Source organism: Pseudobutyrivibrio sp. C4, assembly GCF_900111635.1.
GTDB classification, from domain to species: Bacteria; Bacillota; Clostridia; order Lachnospirales; family Lachnospiraceae; genus Pseudobutyrivibrio; species Pseudobutyrivibrio ruminis.
The window spans coordinates 1-18,526 of the sequence record NZ_FOHF01000006.1 but is presented as its reverse complement, the minus strand read 5'-3'; the positions used below and the strand labels follow the sequence as shown (position 1 = coordinate 18,526).

The 18,526-nt window shown below is 41.3% G+C and carries 14 protein-coding genes; 13 read left to right on the top strand and 1 reads right to left on the bottom strand.

The genetic code is table 11. The features are described from left to right. Positions 1-2 precede the first annotated feature (2 nt). The 12 genes from murJ (at position 3) to BMY66_RS09955 (ending at position 15,200) form a co-directional block, all read left to right on the top strand. Positions 3-1,529 carry a murein biosynthesis integral membrane protein MurJ gene (gene murJ / locus BMY66_RS10010; protein ID WP_090395042.1) on the top strand — a complete coding sequence of 509 codons (1,527 nt, stop codon included), beginning with the start codon at positions 3-5 and terminating at the stop codon, positions 1,527-1,529. A 14-nt stretch (positions 1,530-1,543) separates the two neighbouring features. After that, positions 1,544-2,719 carry a DegT/DnrJ/EryC1/StrS family aminotransferase gene (locus BMY66_RS10005; RefSeq protein ID WP_330387103.1) on the top strand — a complete coding sequence of 392 codons (1,176 nt, stop codon included), beginning with the start codon at positions 1,544-1,546 and terminating at the stop codon, positions 2,717-2,719. Positions 2,720-2,885: 166 nt separating this feature from the next. Next, positions 2,886-4,181: a hypothetical protein gene (locus BMY66_RS10000; protein WP_090395040.1), complete on the top strand. Its 1,296-nt coding sequence runs from the start codon at positions 2,886-2,888 to the stop codon at positions 4,179-4,181. A gap of 648 nt (positions 4,182-4,829) precedes the next feature. Continuing rightward, positions 4,830-5,087: a DUF2442 domain-containing protein gene (locus BMY66_RS09995; protein WP_090395039.1), complete on the top strand. Its 258-nt coding sequence runs from the start codon at positions 4,830-4,832 to the stop codon at positions 5,085-5,087. 114 nt (positions 5,088-5,201) lie between these two features. Then, complete coding sequence (locus BMY66_RS09990; RefSeq protein ID WP_090395038.1) at positions 5,202-5,819, top strand: superoxide dismutase; 618 nt, start codon at positions 5,202-5,204, stop codon at positions 5,817-5,819. 118 nt (positions 5,820-5,937) lie between these two features. After that, on the top strand, positions 5,938-7,215 hold the full coding sequence (locus BMY66_RS09985) for an O-acetylhomoserine aminocarboxypropyltransferase/cysteine synthase family protein (RefSeq protein ID WP_033151909.1): 1,278 nt from the start codon (positions 5,938-5,940) through the stop codon (positions 7,213-7,215). A 334-nt stretch (positions 7,216-7,549) separates the two neighbouring features. After that, positions 7,550-8,869, top strand: a complete 1,320-nt coding sequence (locus BMY66_RS09980; RefSeq protein WP_242942704.1) for an MBOAT family O-acyltransferase — start codon at positions 7,550-7,552, stop codon at positions 8,867-8,869. An 8-nt stretch (positions 8,870-8,877) separates the two neighbouring features. Further along, a complete protein-coding gene (locus BMY66_RS09975; protein WP_143064529.1) occupies positions 8,878-9,951 on the top strand; it encodes a hypothetical protein in 1,074 nt (357 codons plus the stop codon). After that, positions 9,951-10,616: a heme ABC exporter ATP-binding protein CcmA gene (gene ccmA, locus BMY66_RS09970; protein ID WP_044935398.1), complete on the top strand. Its 666-nt coding sequence runs from the start codon at positions 9,951-9,953 to the stop codon at positions 10,614-10,616. Before BMY66_RS09975 ends, ccmA begins: the two co-directional genes overlap by 1 nt. Positions 10,617-10,692: 76 nt before the next feature. Further along, complete coding sequence (locus tag BMY66_RS09965) at positions 10,693-11,862, top strand: ABC transporter permease (RefSeq protein ID WP_177175647.1); 1,170 nt, start codon at positions 10,693-10,695, stop codon at positions 11,860-11,862. 2 nt (positions 11,863-11,864) lie between these two features. Continuing rightward, positions 11,865-12,986, top strand: a complete 1,122-nt coding sequence (locus BMY66_RS09960; protein WP_090395034.1) for an ABC transporter permease — start codon at positions 11,865-11,867, stop codon at positions 12,984-12,986. Between the two features lie 15 nt (positions 12,987-13,001). Beyond that, positions 13,002-15,200, top strand: coding sequence for a zinc ribbon domain-containing protein (locus BMY66_RS09955; RefSeq protein ID WP_090395033.1), 2,199 nt, complete (start codon positions 13,002-13,004; stop codon positions 15,198-15,200). 37 nt (positions 15,201-15,237) lie between these two features. On the opposite strand, the gene BMY66_RS09950 is transcribed toward BMY66_RS09955, so the two are convergent. After that, the gene (locus BMY66_RS09950) at positions 15,238-16,107 is read right to left on the bottom strand and encodes an AraC family transcriptional regulator (protein ID WP_090395032.1); all 870 of its coding nucleotides are present in this window, start codon (positions 16,105-16,107) and stop codon (positions 15,238-15,240) included. Between the two features lie 123 nt (positions 16,108-16,230). Here BMY66_RS09950 and BMY66_RS09945 point away from each other — a divergent pair, with 123 nt between their 5' ends. Continuing rightward, positions 16,231-18,480, top strand: a complete 2,250-nt coding sequence (locus BMY66_RS09945) for a glycogen/starch/alpha-glucan phosphorylase (RefSeq protein ID WP_090395031.1) — start codon at positions 16,231-16,233, stop codon at positions 18,478-18,480. Positions 18,481-18,526: the final 46 nt, after the last annotated feature.

The following is an 18,526-nucleotide window of genomic DNA, read 5'->3' as shown; positions in this document are numbered from 1 at the left end:
ATATGAGTAAACAGACAAAAAGTATCGTAAGCACAACTATCGTAATTACGATACTTACTTTGTGCTTTAAGCTACTTGGCTTCGTTAAGCAGATGGTCATAGCTTATTTCTTCGGCACAACATTTGAAACAGATATATATTTTGTAGCCTTCAATTTCGTAGGCACGCTTTCATCTGCTTTTATCAGGGCCATCACCATTTCTCTGGTAAGTATCTACACCCACTGCTTGGTGCAGCGCGGTAGGGAAGCGGCTTCAAAGCTGATGAGCGCATGCTTGGAAATCTTGCTTCCGGTAGTGCTTTTCGTGTTGCTGATTGTTTACATGATTACACCTTACATCGCATCAGCACTTGGCCAGGGCTACACACCAACAGAGCTGGAATACTTACAGCAATACCTAAAGATTTGCTATCCATTCTTCTTGTTTGCGGTAGTCACATTGGTTTGGACATCCATGATGGACGCCAACAAAGATTTCGTAGTCAGCCGTACCGAATCAGCAATCACCAGCATCACAACCATCCTGTGCATCCTGATTCTCTACAATGTGCAGGCAGTTACATCATTGATTATTGCCCAGTATTTAAGCTACATCATCTTCGGCTCATTGCTATTGATTCGTGGACGTAGATATTTCAAGTTCACCTTCGTAGCCTTCAAGGATGTGCCCGAGATTAAAACAGTACTTTTGACGGCGGTGCCACTATTCATCGGCAACTCCGTTTCACAGATAAACAAGCTTGTTGATAGTGCCCTTTCCACAGGTCTCGGCCACGGAAATGTATCAGCGTTATCATACTCAGTATCATTGGAAGATTTCGTAACAATCATCCTGGTAAACAACCTGGTTGATGTTTTATATGTAAACTTCTCCACATACACAGCCGAGGGTGATTATGACAGCCTTATCGACACCATGAAAAAGGCCATCAACGTCATGATTTGCATCATGATTCCAATCACACTTGTCACTTGTATGTGTGCAAGAGAAATCGTTACTATCGCCTTTGGACGAGGTAACTTCGGCGAGAAATCCATCGCCCTTACAAGCGCAGCTCTCATTGGTTACGCTGTCGGTTTTACTAGTATGGGCGTACGTGATATTATTTTAAGAGGACTTTATTCTTTTAAGGACACCAAGCGAGCGATGATTTCAGGAATCTTCGCAGTAGGCGCCAACATCATCTTCAGTATTGCGCTGTCACATGTCATTGGAGTTATGGGTATTTCCATTGCCAGCTCCATCAGCTTGACAGTCAACTTTTTGATTAACTCACAGATGCTAAAGCGCCACATCAAAAACTACAGATTCCTTGAACACATACCTGTTCTGCTTAAGCAGATTCCAGGAGCTATATTTGTAGTCCTTGTTGTGCTTTTGATGAAGCACTTGTTTGATAGCAACATCCTTATCTTTGGCCTCTCAGCCGTAATTGGCATCGGTGGCTACATCGTCATCCTCATGATGATGCGAATCGAAGAGGTTGAGTATGTTAAGGGTAAAGTGGTTAGTAGAATAAAAGGATAAATTAGGAGGAAATTATGATACCAGTTATGAATGTGCAAAGACAGTACGCTTCTTTGCAGGATGAGCTTGATGCAGCAGCACTTGAGGTGCTTCACTCAGGCGGATATATTTTAGGACCAAAGGTTCAGAATTTTGAAAATGAATTTGCATCATACTGTGGTGCAAAGTATGCAGTAGGTGTAGGCAATGGTACAGATGCCCTTGTTATTGCACTTCTTGCAGCAGGCATTGGTGAAGGTGATGAAGTTATCACAACAGCTATGACATTTGTTTCTACAGCAGAGGCAATTGCTCAGGTTGGTGCTACTCCAGTATTCGTAGACATCACACCAGAGACTTACACAATGGATCCAAGCAAGCTTGAGGCTGCTTTTACATCAAAGACAAAGGCAGTTATTCCAGTTCACATCTACGGCCAGGCTGCAGATATGGATGAGATTTGTAGAATCGCACATAGCCACAACGCACTTGTTATCGAAGACTGTGCACAGGCTGCAGGCGCTAAATACAAGGGACGTCACACATGCTCACTTGGTGATATGGCATGCGTCAGCTTCTTCCCTACAAAGAACCTTGGTGCAGCAGGCGATGCTGGTATCATCGTTACTGATAGCGAAGATTTATACAAGGCTGCTATGGCTTTCCGTGTTCACGGTTCAGGTCTCAACGGCGCTTACACATACGCTAGATTAAACGGTCAGGAGTTCGACGAGTCAAAGATTGATTTCCACGGAAATCTTCCAAAGTACTACAACTACCTTGTAGGCTTCAACTCTCGTCTTGATGCACTCCAGGCAGCAATGCTTTCAGTTAAGCTTCCACATCTTGATGATTGGAACGCTCGCCGCCGTGAAATCGCAGCAATCTACAACGAGAAGATTACTAACACAGCTTTTGCAAAGCCAGTAGTTGCTGACTTCAACGAGCACATCTTCTACGTTTACCCACTTCGCGTAAACGACAGAGCAAAGTTTAGAGCATACATGGAAGAAAAGGGCATCGCCACAGGCGTTTACTTCCCAGTTCCAATGCATGAGCAGGCGTGCTTCGGCAAGCTCGGCTACAAACACGGTGACTTCCCAGTTGCCGAGGACCTCGCAGAGCACGGCGTAACAATCCCAATGTTCCCAGAGCTCACCGACGACGAAATCAACCAGGTCATCGACGCAATGAACGCATACACAGAGTAATGATTATGACACCTCAGCTAAGGCTGAGGTGTTTTTGTATACGCAACATTATATATTGCTGTAATATTAAAAATATATTGACATTTATAACGCTAGAGTGTAAACTGAACAACGATTTAAGGAGAATAATGTTGTAATTGAAAAGCTTTTTAGGAGGTATGATTTAATGAAGAAGAAAAGCGTATTATGGATGATTGCAGCATTATCGTTAGTTGCTGCAGTAAATGTAACAACTAACACAGCAAATGCCGAAGGATTTACTCAGGCTACTAATGCAGATATGGTAGACTATGGAACACTTTCAGCTGAAGATGTAGCTGTTATGTCTACAATGTTTGATTTTGAATATTATAAGCTTCAGAATCCAGAGCTCGTTAAGTTATTAGGAGATGATTACAATGCATTATTTAATCACTTCTGCTCATATGGTATTTTTGAAGGTCGTACATGTAATTGGAATTTTGATCCATCAGCTTACTCAAGTGCATATGGTGAATTAAAGGCAATGTATGGAAATGACATTGCAAAGTATTATATTCATTATGCAACAGTTGGTAAGGCAGAAAACAGAACATTAACAACTTTACAGGCATGTGCTCATGCGGGAATTCCTGTCACATCACTTGCTGATTCTTCAATCACAATCACACCTCAGCAGTATAGAATGGCTGAGCAGTTTGGTTTAAAGAACTTCAGCCAGATTCAGAGCGCTATTGTTGCAGCTCAGAAGGCAGCAGAAAGTAGCAATGAAGGTGCAGCTGTAATTGCAATTCCAGAAGCAAAGTCGGCATATGCAATTGCAAAGGAACTTACAAAGGTTGGCGAAATCACTGTAGGTGATCAAAAGTATGAGTTATTTATCGTAAAAGGTCAGTCTGGATATGGTGCTTATCATGACTTAAGTGCATCTTATGTTTATGCAACTGAGAATTACGTGGCTCCAGATGATGTTACTGAGAATGTAATCTTAAAGGTTACTCCAAATCTTCAGGAAGTTAAGCCATTTGAAAACAATTCAGAAGAGAATGGGCCTTATTATGAGGTTACTACCAAGGATTTCCCAACAAGTGGTGTTAGAGTTTCAGTTGGTGCTGAATCAGACATTGATAGTGTGAGAGATGTTTGGAATAATGTAAATGTTGATAGTACAGCTACATATGAGCTTAGAAAAGATTTAGTTGGAGAGTATGTTAATAATGGAGAAAACCTTGACGTACATAGATTCCAAAGCGAAGCTGAGAAGAGTGAGTATATGAGTACTCATAGCTGGGCAACAGTAACATATGAATATATCGATGTTAATGGAACAAACGAAACAGTATATGATATTGGAATGAATATCGAAGAAAATGGTGACGGAACAATTGCTGTATCGGTTGGAATTTCAAATGATGATAATCAGTATGGCCATGTGATGGAATACGAAAAGGTACCTACTGATAAAACACTTACAATAGAATAATTATTGTTAGCTAAAACCTACCCCTAGTATTGGGGTAGGTTTTTTGTTTCAACCTGCTAGACACATCATATCTGCCAAGTTATTTCAGTCAAGGGCAAGCCTTCGGAGCTTCGCTCCCTTGACTTCATAACTTTTGTCAGATAAATGTTAGTCAAGCAGGATTGAAACTTGGACTGTGGCGAAGCCACAGGGTTAATTACTTAGGTGGTGCTTGCATACTGGACGTTTAGTGGCGTGCGAAGTATTGAAAGAAAGATTTATTGAATTCTAATACTTGGCAAAAAATGAAAAGTATTGAAATGAGGAGATTTCATTTTTTAATACGTGAAATCAGTGATTTTTGATGGAAATAGAGGTTCAGAAGTATTTAAATTGAAGAATTTTGATTTTTAATACTAGGATAAACGTCACAATGTTGAATATGGTGATAAAAATGGCGAGTTGAAGTATTAAAATGAAAAATATCTTTGATTTAATACTTTTGAAGCCCAAAATGTGCTGGAAATACAGCATTTCAGGTATTAAATCTTTGGATATGATAAATTCAATACTTTTGGAGCGTAAGAGGGAAATATTCTTCTTGTTCACGTCAAAGTATAGTGATATATTTCCATAAAAGAGGAACGTTCTCTTGAATAGGAGGTAAATATGTTTCATAAGATAAAAGATGTAAAGGCGATGCCTGATTATAAATTACAAGTTCATTTTGTTGAAGGCCAGACAAAGGAATATAGTATTAAAGATTTAGCAGAGACAATACCAGCTTTTAATCAACTAATGGAGGATAGTTCTTTATTTGAATCAGTATCAGTTGATGTTGGTGGATATGGAATTATCTGGAATGATGATTTTGATTTGTCCTGTGATGAATTATGGGATAATGGTAAGCGACTTAAGGCTAGCTAAACTATAGAAACATTTTACATAGATTTGATTATAATTGCGTAGGCAATATGTTAAAATGTGTATACAAATCCAAGGGGCAGGAATGGCCCAGCTGAACAGGAAAGGAGAATACTCATGTACGAACAAATCAAATTGCCTTATGCGACAGATGCTTTGGAGCCATATATTGATAAGCTCACAATTGAGACTCACCATGGCAAGCATCATGCAACCTATACAAACAATTTCAATGATCTTGCAGCTAAAGCTGGTGTGGATGACAAGCCAGCAGCGGAAGTTCTGGCAAATTTAGATAAGATTTCCGATGAGACCTTGTGTAAAGGAATCAGAAATCAGGGTGGCGGATATTATAATCACAATCTTTATTTTGAAATGTTTTCTCCTGATGCTGCGAAGGAGCCAACAGGCAAGCTTGCTGATGCAGTAAACAAAGCTTTTGGCAGTGTGGAGGCTTGCAAGGAAGAGCTTTCAAAACTTGCAGCAGCTCAGTTTGGCTCAGGTTGGGCATTTCTTTCGGTAGATTCAAATGGAGAGCTTCATGCATCAAATTCTTTGAATCAGGACAATCCATTATCAGAGGGCAAAGGTTGGACACCAATCATTGCACTTGATGTTTGGGAGCATGCTTATTACCTCAAGTACAAAAACTTGCGCCCAGATTACATCAAAGCATTTTGGGAAGTGCTTGATTGGTCCAAGGTTTCAGCCCGTTATGATGAAATAATTAGATAGAATTAATATTTAAAATGCCGCTTTAATATGGTAAAGTTTAGGAGTATGTGGTGAAAGAACGTTACTATTCACCTCATACTCCATTTTTGTATTATTTAGTATTTCAGGAGGGCAAGACATGAATAAGCAGGGAATTGGAACTAGATGTGTGCAGGCAGGTTATACACCAGGAAATGGTGAGCCAAGACAGATTCCAATTGTACAATCTACAACTTTCAAGTATGACACTAGCGAGGATATGGGAAAGCTTTTTGACCTTGAGGCATCAGGCTATTTTTATACAAGACTTCAGAATCCTACAAACGATTATGTAGCTGCAAAAATCGCAGCACTTGAAGGTGGTACAGCTGCAATGCTTACATCCAGCGGACAGGCAGCCAATTTCTACGCATTATTCAACGTATGCGAGTGCGGCAGTCATATCGTTGCATCTTCATCAATCTATGGTGGTACATTTAACCTTATCGCTGTTACAATGAAGAAGATGGGCGTTGATGTTACATTCGTTTCACCTAATGCATCTGAGGAAGAGTTGAACGCAGCATTCCAGGACAACACACGTGCAATGTTTGGCGAGACAATTGCAAACCCAGCCCTTACAGTTTTAGATATAGAAAAATTTGCAAAGGTGGCACACGCTCACGGCGTTCCACTTATTGTTGATAACACATTCCCAACACCAGTAAACTGCCGTCCAATCGAGTGGGGCGCAGATATTGTTACACACTCAACTACAAAATATATGGATGGCCACGGCGCAGGCGTTGGTGGATGTATTGTTGATTCAGGAAAGTTTGACTGGATGGCTTACGCAGATAAGTTCCCAGGACTTTGCACTCCAGATGACAGCTACCACGGAATCACATACGCAGAGAAGTTTGGTAAAGAGGGAGCTTTCATTACAAAGGCTACAGCTCAGATCATGCGTGACCTTGGAAGCATCCAGTCTCCACAGAACGCATTTATACTCAACCTTGGATTGGAGTCACTTCACGTTCGTATGCCTCGTCATGCTGAAAACGGACTTGCTGTTGCAAAATTCCTTCAGTCTTGCCCAGAGGTAAAGAAGGTTACTTATCCAAACCTTGAGGGAGATGAATATTATGAGATGGCTCAGAAGTATCTTCCAAACGGAGGATGCGGCGTAGTTTCATTTGAACTCAACGGAGGCAGAGCTGCAGCAGAATCATTCATGAAGAAGCTCAAGCTCATCGCTATAGAGACACATGTTGCAGATGCTAGAAGCTGCTGCTTAAACCCAGCTACATCAACACATCGTCAGATGACAGATGAGCAGCTTGAGGCAGCTGGCATCCCAGCAGGCCTTATCCGCGTATCTTGCGGCCTCGAGGACAGCGAAGACCTCATCGCCGACATAGCTCAAGCTCTCCACTAACCGTGGTTAATAAAAAATATAATATTTAGATGAGCAAGTAGGAAACAAGCTCTTGGTGTTGCTGAAGTGACCAATCTCGGAACGAAGCAATACCAAGGCTTGTATCCGTAACTTGCGGACTAGGAAGTAGATGTTATTTAATTCTTATATTTTTATTTTTGTTTTTTTACCAATTTGCATACTAGGATATTTTTTACTTAATAAGACTAAGCGATACAAGCTTGGTCTTGTTTTTCTGCTTGGAATGTCATTGTGGTTTTATGGTTATTTCAATCCGGGGTATCTGCTGATTATCATTTCCAGTGTAATCGTAAATTATCTGTTTTACCTGTGGATGAAAAGATTGCAAAACGGTGCCATACTTGAAGCGACTACAATGAATTCGGAGTTGGATTCAGTCACCATAGATAACGTTGGCTATTTGAAATCCTGCAAGCCGGTGATGATACTTGGCGTGGCAGTGAACCTAGGAATAATCTTTTATTTCAAGTACATGGATTTCTTTATTGATAACGTAAATACGATATTTAAAACCGACTGGCCATTTATGCACATAGTGCTTCCTCTTGGAATCAGCTTTTTCACATTCCAGCAGATTTCATTTATCGTGGATACTTACAGAGGACAGGTGCCTAAGTATGATTTTCTTACATATGCTTGCTATGTCACCTTCTTCCCACAGCTGGTTGCCGGCCCAATCGTTACTCATGATGAAATGATTCCTCAGCTATTAAATCCAAGTAAAAAGACTGTGGATTGGGACAATATGGCAAAGGGCTTCTACATGTTTGCCATGGGTCTCGGTAAAAAGATATTGATAGCAGATGTGTTTGGTGTGGCTGTAAACTGGGGCTACACTCAGGTGGCAGATCTGAAGGCGACCAACGCAATCCTTGTAATGATTGCATATTACTTCCAGCTGTACTTTGATTTCAGCGGATATTGCGACATGGCCACAGGTCTTGCAAAGATGCTCAACATAGATTTGCCAGTTAACTTTGACAGTCCATACAAGACGCTCAACATTGCAAGCTTCTGGAATCATTGGCATGCCACACTTGGTCGATTCTTCACCAGATATGTGTACATCCCTCTCGGTGGCAATCGCCGTGGAAATGTAAGGACATGCTTCAATCTTTTCATCGTATTCTTGCTCAGTGGATTCTGGCATGGTGCCCAGTGGACTTTTGTAGTTTGGTCAGTTTTAAATGGCATCTTTGTTATCATCACTCGCATGAACAAAAAGACCTTCGATGAAATGCACCCTGCCCTTGGATGGATGCTGACACAGGTATTCTTTGCTATGTCACTTATCTTTTTCAGAGCAGATACAATCGGCGATGCAATCGAGTTTATAAAGCAGATTTTATATGTAGATTTCACCAACATCGATGTGAACATCCTTAGCGCATTCCAGACACCAGTGTTGAAATACTTCCTGGATGGAACTGCACTTACAAATTCACTTCCATTTATTTATGTTGGAATCTATTATTTCCTTGCGCTGTTTATTGTGCTTGGTGCAAAGAATTCAAACCAAAAGATGCAGGCGTTCCAGCTAAAGATAAGCACTATGCTTTGGACAGCATTTTTGATTGCCCTCAGCATCTTCTCGCTTAGCGGAATCAGCACATTTTTATATTTTAATTTTTAGGATTATATATGTTTAAAAGTAGTAAAAAATGGATGGCCGCTATGCTAGCGGTGTTGATGATATTGTTGGTGGGATTTGCCAGTGTGATAATTGTGGTGGATCCATACTTCCATTATCACGGACCACTTTCAGGCCTTTATTACGAATTGAATAACGAGCGAAGCCAGAACGATGGAATCATCAAGCACTTTGATTACGATGCGATGGTGATTGGCACATCCATGGCGGAAAACTACAAGACTAGCGAAGTTGATGAGCTGTTTGGTGTTAATTCAATTAAGACCACATTTGCTGGTGGTACTTACAAGGAGCTTAACGACAACATTGCAAATGCCATTGAAGTGAATCCAGACCTTAAGCTTGTGATTCGTCCCCTGGATTATTCCTACATTATGGATGATGCCAACAGGATTCGTGATGATTTGGGTGATTATCCAGATTACTTATATGACGACAACATCTTCAATGACGTAAACTATTTCTTCAATAAAGAGGTACTGTTCGATATCTGCATGCCAATGCTTGCCGATGCAGCAGCTGGAAAAGAAGCAGGTATCACAAGCTTCGATGATTATGCCAACTGGATGGACACAGCGGAGTTTGGAGCGGATGTAGTTTTAGGAGATAGAACCGAATTTGCGGAGCCAACCTCTAGAGAGCCATTTGTTGATGAGGTAAAGCAGCAGGTTGAGGAAAACATCACACAGAATGTTGTCCAGCTTGCAACGGACAATCCGGACATTCAGTTTTACTATTATTTCACACCATACTCCATTGCATGGTGGGGCTCACAAAATGAGCTTGGAACAGTTCAAAGATGGATAGCAGCGGAAAAATATGCAATCGAGCTAATGCTTGAGTGCGACAATATCCATCTATTCTCATTCAATAATGAGTTTGATATCACAACAAATCTGGACAATTACAGTGATGAATGTCATCATGGTGATTGGATTAATTCACAGATTTTAGGTTGGATGTATTCTGGCACAGATGAACTTACTAAGGACAACTACGAGGAATACATTAATGTAGAGCTTGATTTCTATACAACCTACAATTACAAGGGGTTATTTGAGTAATGATTGAAATAAAAAATGTTAAAAAGAAATATGGGAAGCACACAGTCTTGGCAGGTATCGACTTTACGGTAGAGCCTGGTGAGATTGTGGGAATCCTTGGGGAGAATGGTAGTGGAAAATCTACACTTCTTACAATTCTAGCGGGACTTCAAAAGCCTAATTCTGGCTTTTTCAACATTGATGGCAAGGATTTGCTGAAAAATACAAAATTAAGAAATGAGCTTGTGGCCTACGTTCCACAGGAGACGCCTCTGATAACAGAGCTTACCGCCTGGGACAATCTGCGCATGTGGTACAAACCTGACAAGTTGAAGAAGGAGCTTCAGGACGGTTTTCTGGCGATGCTTGGAATCGACCAGTTTATAAAGGTTCCTGTAAATCAAATGTCAGGCGGTATGAAGAAGCGTCTCACTATCGGTTGCGCTATCAATTCCAATCCAAAGCTTATGCTTTTGGATGAGCCAACAGCGGCTCTTGATTTGGTGTGCAAGGAGAGAATCTACACTTACTTTGAGCAGTTCAAGCGCCAGGGCGGTTCTTTGATCATTGCAACACACGAGGTGCAGGAGATAGAGCTTTGCGACAAATGCTTCATCCTTAAGGAAGGGAAGCTTGTGCCTTACAAGTACGACGGGGACATTCCTCATTTGATAGGAAGATTATAGAGTTATGGTAAAGTTTAAAGATTATTTGCTAATTCAATATAAACGAATATTTAAACTGCTACCCGGAATACTCGCAATGATTATAGTGGTGGCTTTTTTGCTGTCCGTAACAGGGTATGCACTTATCTATAGCGACACTTATGCCTCTGAGCAGCAGCGCTATAAGCTGGGTGTTGTTGGTGACACTGACGATGAAATGATAAGCCTTGGAATCTACATGGTAGGCACCCTTGATGAGAGCCGATACATGATTGAGCTGGTAGAGTACGATGATGAAGAGGCTGCCAAGCAGGCTCTTAGAAACGCTGATATTTCTGCGTATATCATAATTACGGAGGAGTTTAGCAATGCGCTTGATGCAATGACAAATGATGCGAAGCTAAAATACTATGCCACATCCGGACAGAAGGGTATTTCAAATGTAATGATGGACGAGATTTCATCCATTGCAACTCACATCATTATTTATTCCGAGACAGGCATACTTACCCTCAGGCAGTTGATGAAGGAAGAGGGCTTCGATAAAAACTATCGCTCCGAGAAAATAAACGATTTGTTTATGCGATATATTTCGGCGCTAATCGTTAGAACCAATGTGGCAGAAATCACAGAGCTTGGTCTTTCTGATGGACTATCCACACCAGCCTATTATTTCCTTGGAATACTTTTGTTCTTCATGCTTCTGCTTTCATTCTGTGCCATCTCATTTTTCCTTGGCCAAAAGGATGGAAGAATCAGGTTCATGAAATCAAAGGGCATCGGTGCGGTGGCTCAGGTGTTTGGTGAGTATATCCCATTTTTGACCATCAACATCATTTGCATGGCAGTGATATTTGGACTGATGGCAGTGGCTATACACTTTGGAGTGCTTGATTCTGTGGAGACAGATGTAAATCTGATGAAAGCCCTAGGCGAAATTGCAGGCAAATTGCTTCCTGTATCCATCATGTTTGCTGCATTAGGATTTATGATTTTTGAAATTCTTGTAGGTGTCATCAACAAAATTCTGGTGGCATTTATGCTTTACATTGTAATGGGATACGTGTCTGGATATTTCTATCCAAAGACATTCTTCCCTGCAATTGTCCAAAGAATTGGCGAGTTCATTCCGTCAGGTGTGGCTTTTTCATACATGGGCGGTGTGACTACCGACGATGAGACAGGATTATACTTTTGGATTATGTGCGCTTACACCGTGGCATTCCTTGGAATTGCAATGGTTGTGAGAAGACAGAAGATGAAATAAGGATGAAATACTTACTACTATTAAAAAGGTTATTAAAAAAGAAAAGTTACATAGCCATGCTTTTGGTAGTTCCATTGATGGTGCTCATGCTAAATGCTATGAGTGCTGCACCATCGGGGCTTATGACAATCGGCGTTTACATTCCAGGTGATGACAGTTGCTCCAAATGGCTGAAAGAGAATCTGGAATCCAATCCAGGAAGTCTGCTCTTTAAGTTTTATGACGATGCAGATGCGGTGGTGAAGGATGTGGAGTCACAGCAGCTTACCGAAGGGTGGATTGTGCCCGAGGATTTGGATGCCCTTGTGGGTAACATGGCCACAAAGGGCAAGACCAAAACAAAGATAGAAATTGTTATCCGAGAAAGTGGTCTTACCCACATGCTTGGCAGGGAGGTTCTCTCCAGCAGGGTTTATCCTATGATCGCCAGACAAATGGCTATTTACTATATTTCAAAAAATGTGTACGGTGATAATCCAACTGAGGACCAGTTGAATCATATCATCGAAACATATGATAATTACGAGATTAATGGCAATCTCTTTGAGATGGGCTATGTTGATGGCACAGACAATTCATCTGAAGATACTAACTATCTGATGATGCCTCTTCGTGGAATCTTGGCATTGTGGCTTCTCCTTTGTGGAATCGCAGCATCCATGTATTATCTTGAGGATGAGGCAAGCGGTTTGTTTATCTGGTGGAAGACCAGGTGCTTTGTACTCAGAGATTTGCTTTATTATCTAGTTATAATTTTTATTCCGACAATAATGGTACTTGTTGGCTTGTACTGGGGAGGTGTTTTCACATCCCTGGGAAGAGAGATTGCGACCATTGCTGCATATGATTTTGTTGTCATCGTGGTGGCCATTTTTATAAGAGAAATCATTCACAGCATTAAGGGACTTGGAATCGTTACACCGATTCTTATCATGGCATCGGCAATGCTTTCGCCTGTGTTCATCGACTTCAAAGAAGGTCGTGCATTACAGCGATTTTGCCCAACATTCCACTATTTATATAGCATCCATGATTTATACTATTTAAAAAGTTTATTAATTTATGGTATTGCTTTTTTAATTTTATGGTATATAATTAATACCATCAAACGACACTCAAAGTGAGAGGGAGGAAGATTTATGTTTTGTACTAAATGTGGATTTGAGCTTAGCGCCACAGCGAAGTTCTGTCCAAAGTGTGGAACTCCAGCAAAGCAGCCTGTAGCTCCAGCACCACAGGAAGCCCCTGTTGAGGAACCAGTTGTTGAGGCTGCTCCAGAAGTAGAAGAACCACAAGTAGAAGAGGTTCAGGCTGAGGAACCAGTAGAAGAGATTGTAGAAGAGACAGTAGAGGAAGTATCGGAGACAGAAGAAGCTCCAGTTGTAGAGGAAACTCCAGTAGAGGAAAATACAGAAGAAGTTCTTACAGTAGATGAAGTGCTTTCTGAGCAGTCTGCCCAGGCTGAGGAGCAGCCAGCAGCAGAAGCTCCAGTAGAGCAGCCTACTCCAGAGCCAGCTCCACAGTGGTCACCAATTCCACCAGCTGAGGAAGCTCCAGCTCCTAAGAAGGGCAAGAAAGGAATTATCATCGCTATCGTTGTAGTGGTTGTAATTGCACTTCTTGCAGTAGGCGGATTCTTCGCATATAAATTCATCAACAATCCTGCAAAGATGCTTGCTAAAGCAATCGACAATCAGTCAGGCAGCCTTGTTGAGGAATATGAGGTTAGCTACAATTCCATCCAGGAATCATACGCTGATTTAAATGGCGATATGACTCTTTCAGTAGATTTTACACTTGGCGACAAAATCAAGAGCCTTTTAGCAGACCAGATGGGCATGACAGCAGAAGATATTTCTTGGTTCAATAGCGCAGGTGCAACAATCGCTATGGATGTTCAGGATAAGTCATTAGGACTTGATGTAGATGCAAGCATCAACGGCACACACATTACTACATTCCAGGCACTTATTGATGCAAATGCAGGCGAGGCTTACATTTCAGCTCCAGAAGTTGTTTCTGATGCATCATTCCTTGTTGGTTCAGATTTTGACAAGCAGGAAATTGTTAAGGCAATCGCTGATTACACAACACAGCTTTCAACATACGCAGAGACATATCCAACACCTGCTCAGATGAGCACAACTGCTGATAACTACGCAAGCATCATCAAGAAGGATCTTGCAGGCGCAGATATCACAAAGGGCAAAAAGGAAATCAAGGCAAGCGGCGTAAAGGCTACATACACAGAGCTCGCTATCACAATCGACGCACAGACAGATGCTCAGCTTACATACGATTTAGCTGAGGCATTTGAGGAAGATGATGACCTTAAGGAAATGCTTATGCCATTCCTCGAGGCAGAGATTCAGTCAGATGAGTATTCTGAGTACACAGATGCAGAAGAGTACTGGGATGAGATCACATCAGAGATTTCTGATGCAAAGAAGGATGCTAAGAAGACATTAGAGAAGATTGAAAAGAATCCTAAGAAGAACAAGGATGTTGGTGTCCTTTATGTTTACCTTGATAGCTCATTCAACGTCAAGGGTATCTCATATGACGACGACGCAGATGGCGAAGTATTTACATTATACATGCCAGAGGATGGCGCTGATTCAGGTCTTAAGTTAAAGATTGTTGATTCAGAGGGTGAAACACTTACAATTGATGGTAAGGGCACATCACAGGATGAGTTCTTAAACGGAACATACACAGTTGCATTAGATGACGAAGAATACTTTACTGTCGATGTTAAGAACTTCGATCAGAAGACATATAGAAAGACACGCGGCGTTAACGCAGAGTTCCTTGTTACACTTGGCGAAGGAATGACTGAGTCGATCTACGAGGATGACATGCAGTTCCTTGCATTAGCTCAGTACGATTTCGTAGTTCAGGCAGAAGGCACTACTGGTAAAATCGACATGAATGTAATGGCAGACAACGATTCACTTCTTCAGGTAAATCTTTCATACTCAATGGAAGATGTGCCAGATATGTCAAAGGCCGGAACAGTTTACGACCTTGAAAATATGGATTCAGAAGAGATGATTGACCTTCTCAAGATCGTTGATTTGTCATCAACAGTTAGCAACCTTGAGGCAGCAAAGGTACCTAGCGAATACGTTGAGGTTCTCAAGACAATCAGTGAGACATTAAAGTCTGGCGATGATGAAGCTATCTACATGATGATCCTTGGCTTGTACGGATATGATAGCTACTACGATGATTACTATTATGATGATTATTACTACGATGATTATTATGATGACTATTATGACTACGACGATTACTACTACGAGGATGAGGATTACGACACCTACGGTTGGTACTAATTAGAATGGTAAAAATAAAGCATAGCAGTTACGGCTGCTATGCTTTTTTGTATTCTCTAGGAGTTTTATTATATTTGCGTTTAAACTGACGGTTGAAGTGGGAGAGATTTTCAAAGCCAACCTGCTGGGATATGGTAAGGATTGTCTCCTCAGATTCTAAAAGCAGGCGGGAGGCCATGGAAAGCCTGTAGTCGTTTAGATAGGTGATGAAGCTTACGCCGAAGGCTTCTTTGAAAAATCGCATAAAATGAGATTCAGAAAAACCTGCCAAATCTGCCATTTCAGCAACGGTGATTTGATTACCATAATTCAATTCTACATATTTGATGACAGGCTTTAGCTTGTCGATTTTCTTCTTATTCTTCGTATCAATCTTATCTTCATAAAGCGTTACTAAATTAAATAGAAGTAGATAGAGATTGCCTTTGATGGCCAGCCCCCATGCCCCTTCTCTGTGGCTGGAGATGTTGTCGTTGCTATCCAGATACTTCTTTATACTTTCATATCCGGTGACGCCAGGCCTAAAAACTTGGGGAATATCCACGGTGTTCTCGAAAAATGGCATGAGAAATCTGTCATAGAACTCATCCAGGTTGGAAGCAAACATCTTTGAATCAAAAATGATGTTTTCGTATTCCATAGAATTATCCGAAAGCTGATAAATACCGTGGACCTTGCCTGGCAAAATTAACGCTATATCCCCGGCAGTTACAGTGTTTTCATTCCCGTCGATGATAATGATTCCTGTACCCTTTTTTATATAGATAAACTCTGCATCCTCATGCCAGTGCAGTGGCACCGAATCGAAATCCAGCGGAATAGTACAAGGATATGTGTTGTATGGAATGTTGTAGTCAAAGTGGCTAGTGACCTCATGTATGGACTGATAATCGTTAATATTTATCATGTGTCTATCTCCTATTTTGATAGAATAGTATCACTTTATAGTGGGTTTGTGCAAGTAATAGCCCATATATGAGCAGTATAATCCAAGTAAATGGTAACTAATTAATCACCGAGGAGGGTAATTATGACTGCAAATGAGTATATTAAGATTCGATTTGGTCGCCACATGGATCAGTGTACAAATGAAGAGATTTATGTTGGCTTACTTGAGTATGTAAAAGATAAGGCTAAGAGCAAGGAGATTGCTGGAGGCAAGAAAAAGCTTTATTACATCAGCGCTGAGTTTTTGATTGGTAAGCTCCTTTCAAACAACCTTATTAATCTTGGAATATATGATGAGGTTAAGGCTGAGCTTGAGGCTTGTGGAAAGTCTCTTGCAGAAATAGAGGAGATTGAGGTTGAGCCTTCACTTGGAAATGGTGGACTTGGTCGTCTTGCAGCTTGCTTCCTTGATTCAATTGCAACACTTGGTCTTAATGGTGATGGTGTTGGATTGGCATACCACATGGGACTTTTTAAGCAGGTATTCAATAATAATCTTCAGAATGAAGAACCAAACCCATGGATGTCAGAGCACAGCTGGATGACAAAAACAGAGCGCACATACCAGGTTGATTTTGGTGGCTTCAATGTAACATCTCGTATGTATGATATAGATGTAACTGGCTATGATTCAGTTACAACAAAGCTCCATCTTTTCGATGTAGATACAGTAGATGAATCAATTATTAAAGATGGAATTAATTTCGATAAGAGCGAATTTACAAAGAATCTTACATTGTTCTTATACCCAGATGATTCTGATGACAATGGTAGATTACTTCGTGTTTATCAGCAGTATTTCATGGTTTCAAATGCTGCTCAGCTCATACTTGATGAAGCTGTAGAAAAGGGCTCAAACCTTTATGATTTAGCAGATTATGCTGTAATTCAGATTAACGATACACACCCATCAATGGTTATACCGGAACTCATTCGACTCCTTCAGATTCGTGGGCTTACAATGGACGAGGCAATTGATGTGGTTTCAAAGTGCACAGCTTACACAAACCACACCATCCTCGCAGAAGCCCTTGAAAAGTGGCCTATCCACTTTATGATGAAGGCTGTTCCACAGCTCATGCCTATCATTCGCGAGCTTCACAACCGCATTGCAAAGAAGGTTGCAGACCCAGATGTTGCCATCATCAAGGATGGTCTTGTACACATGGCACACATGGATATCCACTATGGCATATCAATCAACGGTGTTGCTGCCCTTCATACTGAAATATTAAAGGAGACAGAGCTACATAAATTCTATGAGCTCTATCCTGAAAAGTTCAACAACAAAACAAACGGAATCACATTCCGTCGCTGGTTACTATATTGCAACCCAGAGCTTTCTAAGCTTATCGAAGAGCTTATTGGTCCTGGCTTCAAGAAGGATGCAACAGAGCTTAAGAAGCTTGAACAGTATATGAATGACGATGCAGTTGTTCAGCGTTTCCTTGATGTAAAGAACGCACGCAAGACTGTTCTCAAGAACTATCTTGCAAAGACTCAAGGCATCGAAATTGACGACAACAGCGTATACGACATTCAGATTAAGAGACTTCATGAGTACAAGCGTCAGCAGATGAACGCCCTCTACGTAATAAACAAATATTTCGAAATCAAAGAAGGCAAAAAGCCTGCTCGTCCAATCACAGTTATCTTTGGCGCAAAGGCTGCACCTGCATACGTTATCGCAAAGGATATCATTCATCTTATCCTCTGCTTATCAGAAATCATTGCAAAGGATCCAGAGGTAAGCCCATATCTCAAGGTTGTTATGGTTGAAAACTACAACGTAACACTTGCAGAAAAGCTTATCCCAGCCTGCGATATCCACGAGCAGATTTCCCTTGCTTCAAAGGAAGCATCAGGTACTTCAAACATGAAGTTCATGCTCAACGGAGCCGTAGCAATCGGTACAATGGATGGCGCCAACGTAGAAATGCACGAATTTGTAGGTGATGACAACATCTACATCTTCGGTGAAGATTCAGACACAGTAATCAAGCGTTACGCAGATGCAAGCTACTGCTCACGCGACTACTACGAAAAAGACGCAAACCTCAAGAAGTGCGTTGACTTCATCGTATCGGACGAGCTTCTTGCAGTAGGCCAGAAGGAGAACCTTGAGCGTCTCTACAACGAACTCCTCAACAAGGACTGGTTCATGACCTTCCCTGACTTCAAGGACTACTGCAAGACCAAAGAAAAAGCCTTCGCCGACTACGAAGATCGCCTTACATGGGGCCGCAAGATGGTTAAAAACATCGCAAACGCAGGCTTCTTCTCAAGCGACCGCACCATCGCCCAGTACAACGCCGATATCTGGCACCTATAAACCATGCGGCACCCAAGGACTGCAGCTGGCCCATCTACCTGCCCTT